General features: G+C 76.0%; 1 protein-coding gene. It reads left to right on the top strand.

Annotated features, from left to right (window positions below; all coding sequences use genetic code 11):
- On the top strand, positions 1–10,653 hold a 10,653-nt coding region (locus LQ51_RS32615; RefSeq protein WP_156312962.1), incomplete at both ends, for a type I polyketide synthase.

The following is a 10,653-nucleotide window of genomic DNA, read 5'->3' as shown; positions in this document are numbered from 1 at the left end:
GGCCACACCTGGTCCATCCGGGAAACCCTGACCAGCGGCAGGGAACTGGACCGCGACGACATCACCCAAATCACCCTCTTCGCCGTCATGACCGGCCTCGCCGCCCTCTGGCGCCACCACGGCATCACCCCCGACGCCGTCCTCGGCCACTCCCAAGGCGAAATCGCCGCCGCCTACCACGCCGGCGCACTCACCCTGCACGACGCCATCACCATCACCACCGCCCGCGCCACCGCCGTCACCACCCTGCACGGCACCGGCACCATGGCCTCCATCCCCCTACCCCCCCACCAAATCACCCCCCTCCTGCACAACCACGACGACCTGCACATCGCCGCCCACAACAGCCCCACCACCACCGTCATCGCCGGCAACCCCACCCAGATCCAGACCCTGGTCGACACCCTTCAGGCACGCCACGTGCGCGCCCGGGTCATCGCCGTCAACTACGCCTCCCACACCCCCCACATCGAACCCCTCCACCACACCCTCCGCACCGCCCTCAACCCAATCCAGCCCCAACCGTCGGACACCGCCTTCTACTCCACCGTCACCGGCACCGCCATCGACACCACCACACTCACCGCTGACTACTGGTACGACAACCTCCGCCAACCCGTCCAACTCCACACCGCCACCGAAGCCCTGCTCGACGACGGACACCACACCCTCATCGAAGCCACCCCCCACCCGATCCTCACCCCCACCCTCCAACAAACCTTCGAAGCCCGCGACAGCCTCGACCAGCCCCGCGCCATCGCCACCCTCAAACGCGACCACGACGCCCACCGCCAATTCCTGCACGCCCTCGCCACCGCCCACACCCACGGCCTCACCATCACCTGGCACCTCCCCGCGCCGGCCCGCCACCTCTCGCTGCCCACCTACCCCTTCCAGCACCAGCGGTTCTGGCTCGACCCGGTGCCGGTGGCGTCGACGCCGGCCCACCACGGCCAGAGCCCAGCGGGGCATCCGCTGCTCGCCGCGACGATCACCACCGAGGACGGCACGCACGTCTTCACCGGCCGGCTCGCCGTGGACGGTCACCCGTGGACGAGCGACCACGCGGTGGGCGGGCAGCCGATCCTGCCGGCCGCGGCCCTGGTCGACCTGGCCCTGCACTGCGGCACCTTCGCCGGCCGGCGGCACCTGCGGGAGCTGACCATCCACGCGCCGCTGACCCTGCCGGAGCACGAGTCGCTGCACCTGCGGGTCGAGGTGGGCCGGCCGGCGGAGGACGGCAGCGCCATCACCATCAGCAGCCGGCTGGAGGCGCAACCGGACGAGCCGTGGACCCGGCACGTCAGCGGCCTGCTCACCGCCGCGCCGGAGCCGGCGCCCAGCGCGGCCCCGCCGGCACCGTCGCCCGCGGCGGAACCGGTCGACGTGGCGGCGTTCTACGCCGACCTCGACGACCTGGGCCTGCACTACGGCCCCGCGTTCCGCAACGTGGTCCGGGCGTGGCGGGACGGCGAGGCGGTGCACGCCGACGTCGCGCTGGACCCGGACGTCGAAATCGCCGGCTACGGCCTCCATCCGGCGCTGCTGGACGCGGCGCTCCACGTCGGGGCCGCGCTGCGTACCGGGGACACCGTGGAGGTGCCGTTCGCCTTCGCGGGCGTCACGGCGCACGTCGCGGGGCTGACCGCATTGCGTGTCACGCTGACCCGCACCGGCGCGGGGGCGGTCAGCGTACGGGCCACGACGCCGCAGGGCGTTCCGGTCCTGGACGTCGAACGGCTCGACACCCGGCCGCTGAACGTCACCGCGCTGCGGGCCGCCCCACTGCACCGGGTGATCTGGGAACCCGTCGCGGCCACCGCCGACAGTGTCGACGGGTACGAGGCGGTCGACGACGACGGGCTGGCCGACCTGCTGCGCACCTCGATGAACGCCCCCGACGTGGTGGTCTACTCGCCGGCGACGGGCGGCGATCCGGTGGCGGGTACGCACGACGCGGTGGCCCGGATGGTGGCCACCCTGCAGAGCTGGCTGCGCGAGCCCGACCTCGACGGCTGCCGCCTGGTGGTGCTCACCCGCAACGCGGTCGCCGCCGGCGACGGCGAGGACGTGACCGACCTGCCGGCCGCCGCGCTGTGGGGGCTGCTGCGGTCCGCCCAGGCCGAACACGCCGACCGGTTCGTGCTGGTCGACAGCGACGGGACGACGGCGAGCGAGGACGCGCTCGCCAGCGCGCTCGGCTGCGGCGAACCGCAGGTCGCGCTCCGCGCCGGCCGGCTGCTGGCCCCGCGCGTGGCGCCGGTCGCGCCGGCGCCGGGTCACCCCGCGGTCCCGCTCGACCCGGACGGCACGGTCCTCATCACCGGGGGTACGGGAACTCTGGGCGGCCTGCTCGCCACCGAGCTGGCGACCACCGGTCGGGCCCGGCACCTGCTGCTGGCCGGCCGGCGCGGCGCCGACGCGCCGGGCGCGGCCGAGCTGGTGGCCCGGTTGCGGGAGGCGGGGGCCGAGGCCACCGTGGTGGCGTGTGACACCGCCGATGCCGAGGCGGTCGCCGCGCTGGTCGACGGGATCCCGGCGGCGCATCCGCTCACCGCCGTGTTCCACACCGCCGGGGTCCTCGACGACGGCGTGCTCAGCGGTCTCACCGGCGAGCAGGTGCACACCGTGCTCCGGCCCAAGGTGGACGCGGCCTGGCAGCTGCACCGCGCCACCGCGCACCTGGACCTGTCGGCGTTCGTGCTCTATTCGTCGATCGCCGGCACCCTCGGCGCCGCGGGGCAGGCCAACTACGCGGCGGCGAACAGTTTCCTCGACGCGCTCGCCCAGCACCGTGTCGCGCAGGGCCGGCGCGCGCTCAGCCTGGCCTGGGGTTTCTGGGCGCAGGCCAGCGGCATGACCGGGCACCTCGACGACGCCGACCAGGCCCGGATCGCCCGCGCCGGGCTGCGCCCGCTGCCCACCGACGACGCGCTGGCCCTGCTCGACGTCGCGGTCACCGGGGGCCGGCCCACCCTCGTACCGCTGGCCCTGGACCTGGCGGTGCTGCGCGGCAATCCCGGCGGCGCCGGCGTACCCGCCGTGCTGCGCGGGCTGGTCCGCACGCCGACCCGCCGGGCGGCGGCCGCGGCCGTGGTCGCCGGCTCGGACCTGGCGCAGCAGGTCGCCGGCCTGGCCGGCGCCGACCGGGACCGGATGCTGCTCGACCTGGTCCGGGCGCAGGTGGCGGTCGTGCTCGGGCACCGCAGCCCGGAGGCGGTCGAGCCGCACCGGACGTTCAAGGACCTCGGCTTCGACTCGCTGACCGCGGTCGAGCTGCGCAACCGGCTCAACGCGGCCACCGGGCTGCGGCTGCCGGCCACCGTCGTGTTCGACCACCCGAACCCGCAGTCCGTCGTGGACCGGCTGCGCGGTGAACTGCTCGGCGCCCCGGAGAGCGCCGGGCCGGCGCCCCGGCCCCGGGCCTCGACCGCCGACGACCCGATCGCCATCGTCGGGATGGCCTGCCGCTACCCGGGCGACGCCCGCACCCCCGAGGACCTGTGGCGGCTGGTGCTCGACGGCGCCGACGCCACCAGCGACTTCCCGGCCAACCGGGGCTGGGACCTGGAGGCGCTCTACCACCCGAGCCCCGACGAGCCCGGCCGCACGTACGCCCGGCGCGGCGGCTTCCTGCACGACGCGGACGCCTTCGACGCGCAGTTCTTCGGGATCAGCCCGCGCGAGGCCCTCGCGACCGACCCGCAGCAGCGGCTGCTGCTGGAGACCGCCTGGGAGGCCCTCGAACGGGCCGGCATCGACCCGACCACGCTGAAGACCAGCCCGACCGGCGTCTTCACCGGCGTCATCTCCCAGGAGTACGCGCCCCGCGCCGGGCAGCGCCACCACGAGGTCGAGGGGTTCCTGCTGGCCGGCAACACCACCAGCGTGGCGTCCGGGCGGCTGGCGTACACCCTCGGCCTGGAGGGGCCGGCCATCACCATCGACACCGGCTGCTCGTCGTCGCTGGTCGCCACCCACCTGGCGGTGCAGGCGCTGCGCCACGGCGAGTGCACGCTGGCGCTGGCCGGCGGCGTGACGGTGATGGCCTCGCCGAGCATCTTCCTGGAGTTCAGCCGGCAGCGCGGGCTCTCCCCCGACGGGCGCTGCCGGTCGTTCGCCGACGGCGCGGACGGCACCGGCTGGGGCGAGGGTTCCGGCCTGCTGGTGTTGGAGCGGCTCAGCGACGCCCGCCGCAACGGCCACCCGGTGCTCGCCGTGATCAGCGGCTCGGCGGTGAACCAGGACGGCGCCAGCAACGGATTGACCGCCCCCAACGGGCCCTCCCAGCAGCGGGTCATCCAGCAGGCCCTGGCCAACGCCGGACTCTCCCCCGCCGACGTCGACGCCGTCGAAGCGCACGGCACCGGCACCACCCTCGGCGACCCCATCGAGGCCCAGGCCCTGCTCGCGACCTACGGCCAGCACCGCACCGACGACCAGCCGCTCTGGCTCGGCTCCATCAAGTCCAACATCGGGCACACCCAGGCCGCCGCCGGCGTCGCCGGCATCATCAAGATGGTCCAGGCCATCCGCCACGGCGTGCTACCGCGGACGCTGCACGTCGACGCCCCCAGCTCCCACGTCGACTGGGAGACCGGTGCGGTCGCCCTGCTCACCGAGAACACCCCGTGGCCGGACCGGGACCGGCCGCGCCGCGCCGGGGTCTCCTCGTTCGGCATCAGCGGCACCAACGCCCACCTCATCATCGAGCAGGCCCCGGCCGCCACGGCGCCGCCGCCGGCCAGCCCGGAACCGCCGACCGCGCCCGTCGCGCTGCCGTGGTTGCTGTCCGCGAAGACCCCGACCGCGCTGCGCGCCCAGGCCGCGCAACTCGTGGCGTACGTCGAACAGGAGCCGGGACGGGCCCCGGCCGCCGTCGGGTACGCGCTGGCCACCACCCGGGCGACGTTCGAGCACCGGGCGGTCGTGCTGGCCGGCGGGGACCTCCTGCCCGGCCTGCGGGCCCTGGCCGCCGGGGAACCGCACCCCACGGTGGTACGCGACGCGGCCGTGCCGGCCGGGCCGGTGGCGTTCCTGCTCACCGGACAGGGTGCCCAGTACCCCGGGATGGGCGCGGAACTCGCCGAGCGGTTCGAGGTCTTCGCCGCCGCCCTCGACGAGGTGTGTGCCGCCGTCGACCCGTACCTGGAGCACCCGCTGCGCGAGGTGATGTTCGGCCGGCACACCGACCTGCTCGGACAGACCCGCTACACCCAGCCGGCGCTGTTCGCCTTCGAGACCGCCATGTTCCGGCTGCTGGGCAGCTTCGGCGTCACCCCCGACCACCTGATCGGCCACTCGATCGGCGAGCTGACCGCGGCCCACCTGGCCGGGGTGCTCACCCTGCCGGACGCGGCCGCCCTGATCACCACCCGGGCCGCGCTGATGCACGCCATGCCGCCCGGCGCGATGCTCAGCGTCGCGGCCACCCTCGACGAGGTCACCCCGCTGCTCGCCGGGTACCCGCGGGTCAGCCTCGCCGCGCACAACAGCCCCGGCTCGCTGGTGCTCGCCGGCGACCCGGAGGACGTCGACGCGCTCGCCGCGGCCCTGCGCGAGCAGGGCCACGACGGGCGGCGGCTGCACGTGGCGCACGCCTTCCACTCGGCGCACACCGACGGCATCCTGGACGAGTTCCGGCGGGCCGCCGCGGCCGTCACCTTCCACCCGGCCCGCATCCCGATCGTCTCCAACCTCACCGGCGCGCTCGCCACCGACGCGGAACTGGCCGAGCCCGACTACTGGGCCCGGCACATCCGGCACGCCGTCCGGTACGCCGACGGCACCCGGCAGCTGCACGAGCTGGGCGTCAGCCACTTCGTCGAACTGGGCCCGGACGGCACGCTCACCACGCTGACCCACGAGACGCTGCCCGGGCACGCCCGCGCCACCGCCACCCAGCGGCGCGGCCAGCCGCCCACCGACACGCTGCTCGCCGCCCTGGCCGCGCTGCACGCCGGCGGCCTGCCGGTGGACTGGTCTCCGCTGCACCCGGTGCCCGCGCCCGCCCCGGTGCCGCTGCCCACCTACCCCTTCCAGCACCAGCGCTTCTGGCTGCACGCCACCGGCGGCGCCGACGTGAGCGCCGCCGGCCTGCACGCCAGCGCCCACCCGATGCTCGCCGCCGCCACCCGGCTGGCGCACCACGACAGCTATCTGTTCACCGGCCGCCTCGCCGCCGGCACCCACCCGTGGCTGACCGACCAGACGGTCGACGGTCGGGTGCTGCTGCCCGCGGCGGCCCTGGTCGAGCTGGTCCTGCAGGCCGGCGAGCAGGTCGACCTGCCGGTCCTGACGGGACTCGAGGTGCGGACGCCGCTGACGCTGGCCGCCGGCGCCGCCGTCCACCTCCAGGTGGAGGTCAGGGCGGCCGGACCGGACGGGAACCGGCCGGTGGCCGTGCACTCCCGGCCCGCCGACGGCGCCGACGACGACTGGGCCGCCGACCGGTGGACCGAGCTGGCCGCCGGGTTCCTCGCCGCCACCGCCGCCGGGAAGCCGGAACCGGGCCCGGCCGAGTGGCCGCCGCCCGCCGCGGTGCCGCTGGACACCGCGACCTGCTACACCGACCTCGCCGACACCGGGCTCGCCTGCGGGCCCGCGTACCAGGCCCTCACCGCCGCCTGGCGCACCGGCGAGGACCTGTACGCCGAGGTCCGGCTCGCCGACGACGTGGACACCGCCGGGTACGGCATCCACCCCGCGCTGCTCGACGCGGCGCTGCACGTGGTCGCCCTCGCCGACCCCGCGCCGACCGCCCGGACCGCCTCGACCTGGCACGGTGTCGCGCTGTCCGCCGGCGGCGCCGCCGAGCTGCGGGTCCGGCTGACCCGGGTCGACGCGGGGACGTACCGGCTCGTCGCGACCGACCCGGCCGGCGAGCCGGTGGTGACGGTCGACGCGCTCACCCTCACCGCGGTCGAGCGGGGCGCGCCGGCCCCGGCCCGCGCCCACGACGCGCTGTACCAGGTCGACTGGGTGCCGGCGCCGACCGGCGCGGCGCCCGCCGAACCGTGGCCGGTCATCGCCCTCGACGAGGCCGTCGCGCTGCTCGGGACCGACGCCGCCGTGCCCGACGTGCTGGTGGTCGCGCCGACCGCGCCGGAACCGGGCGTGGCGGGCGCGCACGCCGCCGTGGAGCAGGCCGCCGCGCTGCTCGCGGCCTGGCTCGCCGACGGGCGGACCGAGCGGTCCCGGCTGGTGGTGCTCACCCGACGCGCGGTGGGCACCCGCCCCGACGAGGATGTCCAGGACTTGGCGGTCGCGCCGCTCTGGGGTCTGCTCCGGTCGGCGCAGTCCGAGCACCCGGACCGGATCGTGATCGTCGACCACGACGGCGCACCGGCCAGCCTCGGCCTGCTGCCCGCCGCCGTGGCCGGCGGGGAGCCGCAGCTCGCCCTCCGCGACGGCGCGGCCCTCGCCCCGCGGCTGGCCCGCACCGGTACGCCGGCCGAGGTCTCCGCCGGACCGGACCCGGACGGCACCGTGCTGATCACCGGCGGCACCGGCACCCTCGGCGCCCTGCTCGCCACCCACCTCGCCGCCACCGGCCGCGCCCGACACCTGCTGCTGGTCAGCCGCCGCGGCGCCGACGCGCCCGGCGCGGCGGAGCTGGTCGACCGGCTCACCGAACTCGGCGCCACCACGACCGTGGCCGCCTGCGACACCGCCGACCCGGATGCGGTCGCCGACCTCATCGCCGCCGTACCCGCCGATCACCCCCTCACCGCCGTCTTCCACACCGCCGGCGTGGTCGACGACGCCGCCGTACACACCCTCACCCCCGAGCAGATCCACACCGTGCTGCGGCCCAAGGTCGACGCCGCCTGGCACCTGCACGCGGCCACCGCCCACCTGCCGCTGGCCGCGTTCGTGCTCTACTCCTCGGTGGCCGGCACGCTCGGCACCGGCGGGCAGGGCAACTACGCCGCCGCCAACACCTACCTCGACGCGCTGGCCCAGCACCGGCGCGCGCACGGCCTGCCGGTGACCGCCCTGGCCTGGGGCTTCTGGGCGCAGACCAGCGGCATCACCGGCCACCTCGACCGCACCGACCAGGCGCGGATCGCCCGGACCGGGCTGGTGCCGCTGGCCAGCGAGCACGCGCTCGCCCTGCTCGACGCCGCGCTCGGCCAGGACCGGCCGGTGCTGGTGCCGACCACGCTGGACCTGGCCCGGCTGCGCGCCCAGGCCGCCGAGGTCGGTGTACCGGCGATCCTGCGTGGCCTGGTGCGGACGCCGCGGCGCCGCTCGGCCGGCGGGTCCGCCGGGCCGGCCACCTCGTCGCTGGGCCGGCAACTCGCCGGGCTCGGCGACGCCGACCGGGCCCGGCTGCTGCTCGACCTGGTACGCGCGCAGGTCGCCCTGGTGCTCGGACACGCCGGCGTCGACGGCATCGGCCCGGACCGGGCGTTCAAGGATTTGGGCTTCGACTCGCTGACCGCGGTCGAGCTGCGCAACCGGCTCAACGCGGCGACCGAACTGCGGCTGCCCACCACGATCATCTTCGATCACCCGACGCCGGCCGCGCTGGCCGAGCGGATCGGTGCCGAGATCGCCGGCACCGGGGCGGCGGAGGTCGCGGCCCCGGCCACCCGGACCGCCGCTGCCGACGAGCCGATCGCGATCGTCGGCATGGCGTGCCGCTACCCGGGCGAGGCGGACAGCCCTGAGCAACTCTGGCAACTGCTGGTCGACGGGGTGGACACGGTCAGCGGCTTCCCGACCGGGCGGGGCTGGGACGTCGACGGGCTCTACGACCCCCGGCCGGACCAGCCGGGCCGCACGTACGCCCGGGAGGGCGGCTTCGTCCACGACGCGGACGCCTTCGACGCCGACTTCTTCGGGATCAGCCCGCGCGAGGCCCTCGCGACCGACCCGCAGCAGCGGCTGCTGCTGGAGACCGCCTGGGAGGCCCTCGAACGGGCCGGCATCGACCCGACCACGCTGAAGACCACCCCGACCGGCGTCTTCACCGGCGTCATCTCCCAGGAGTACGCGCCGCGCGCCGGGCAGAAGCCGCGCGAGCTGGAGGGCTTCCTGCTCGCCGGCAACGCCACCAGCGTCGCCTCCGGCCGGATCGCGTACGCGCTGGGCCTGGTCGGGCCGGCCATCACGGTGGACACCGCCTGCTCGTCGTCGCTGGTCGCCACCCACCTGGCGGTGCAGGCGCTGCGCAACGGCGAGTGCAGCCTGGCGCTGGCCGGTGGGGCCACCATCATGGCCACCCCGGGCATCTTCGTGGAGTTCAGCCGGCAGCGCGGGCTGGCCCCGGACGGGCGGTGCAAGCCGTTCGCGGAGGCCGCCGACGGCACCGGCTGGGGTGAGGGCGCCGGCCTCGTGGTCCTGGAGCGGCTGTCGGACGCCCGCCGCAACGGGCACCCGGTGCTCGCGGTGATCAGCGGCTCGGCGGTCAACCAGGACGGCGCCAGCAACGGATTGACCGCCCCCAACGGGCCCTCCCAGCAGCGGGTCATCCAGCAGGCCCTGGCCAACGCGCGCCTCACCCCCGCCGACGTCGACGCCGTCGAAGCCCACGGCACCGGCACCACCCTCGGCGACCCGATCGAGGCCCAGGCCCTGCTCGCCACCTACGGCCAGGACCGCGACCAGCCGCTCTGGCTCGGCTCGATCAAGTCGAACATCGGGCACACCCAGGCCGCCGCCGGCGTCGCCGGCATCATCAAGATGGTCCAGGCCATCCGCCACGGCGTCCTACCGAAGACCCTGCACACGGACGCGCCCAGCTCGCACGTGGACTGGTCGGCCGGGGAGGTGGCGCTGCTCACCGAGAACATCCCGTGGCCGGAGCACGAGCGGCCCCGCCGCGCCGGCGTCTCCTCATTCGGGCTCAGCGGCACCAACGCCCACCTCATCATCGAGCAGACCCCGGCGGCCGCGCCGGACACGACCGTCGGGAAGCCCGCGGCGGCCGGGAAGCCCACGACGGCCGGGAAGCCTGCGACGGGCGAGGTGCCGGCGGCGGGCGCGCTCGCGACGGGCGAGGTGCCGGCGGCGGGCGCGCTCGCGACGGACGGGGAGCCGACGGCGGGCGCGCTCGCGACGGACGGGGAGCCGACGGGCGTTGCCGCCTCCGCGGCCGGGAGGCCGACGGGCGTTGCCGCCTCCGCGGCCGGGAGGCCGGCGGGCGTTGCCGCATCGGCGGCCGGAGAACCGGCGGTGGCGCTGCCGTGGCTGCTGTCGGCGAAGACGCCGGCCGCGCTGCGCGCCCAGGCCGCCAACCTGACCAGCCACCTCCACCAGCACCCCGACCTGAATTCCAGCGCGGTCGCCGCCGCCCTGCTCACCACCCGCACCGCATTCGGACACCGAGCGGCCGTCCTGCCCGGTCCCGAGCCGATCGACGCGCTGCGGGCGCTCGCCGAGGACCGCCCGCACCCCGCCCTGCTCCAACACACCGCCACCCACCACGGCCGGACCGTGTTCGTCTTCCCCGGCCAGGGCGGACAGTGGCTCGGCATGGGCCGCGAACTCGCCCAACACAGCACGGTCTTCGCCGCCCACCTCGACGCCTGCGCCACCGCACTACGCCCCTACGTCGACTGGGACCTGCACACCGTCCTACACGACGACAACCCCGACTGGCTCACCCGCGTCGACATCGTCCAACCCGTCCTGTTCGCCGTCATG

Source organism: Micromonospora sp. HK10 (assembly GCF_000982955.1).
Lineage (GTDB): Bacteria > Actinomycetota > Actinomycetes > Mycobacteriales > Micromonosporaceae > Micromonospora.
This window is presented reverse-complemented; position numbering and strand designations above follow the sequence as displayed.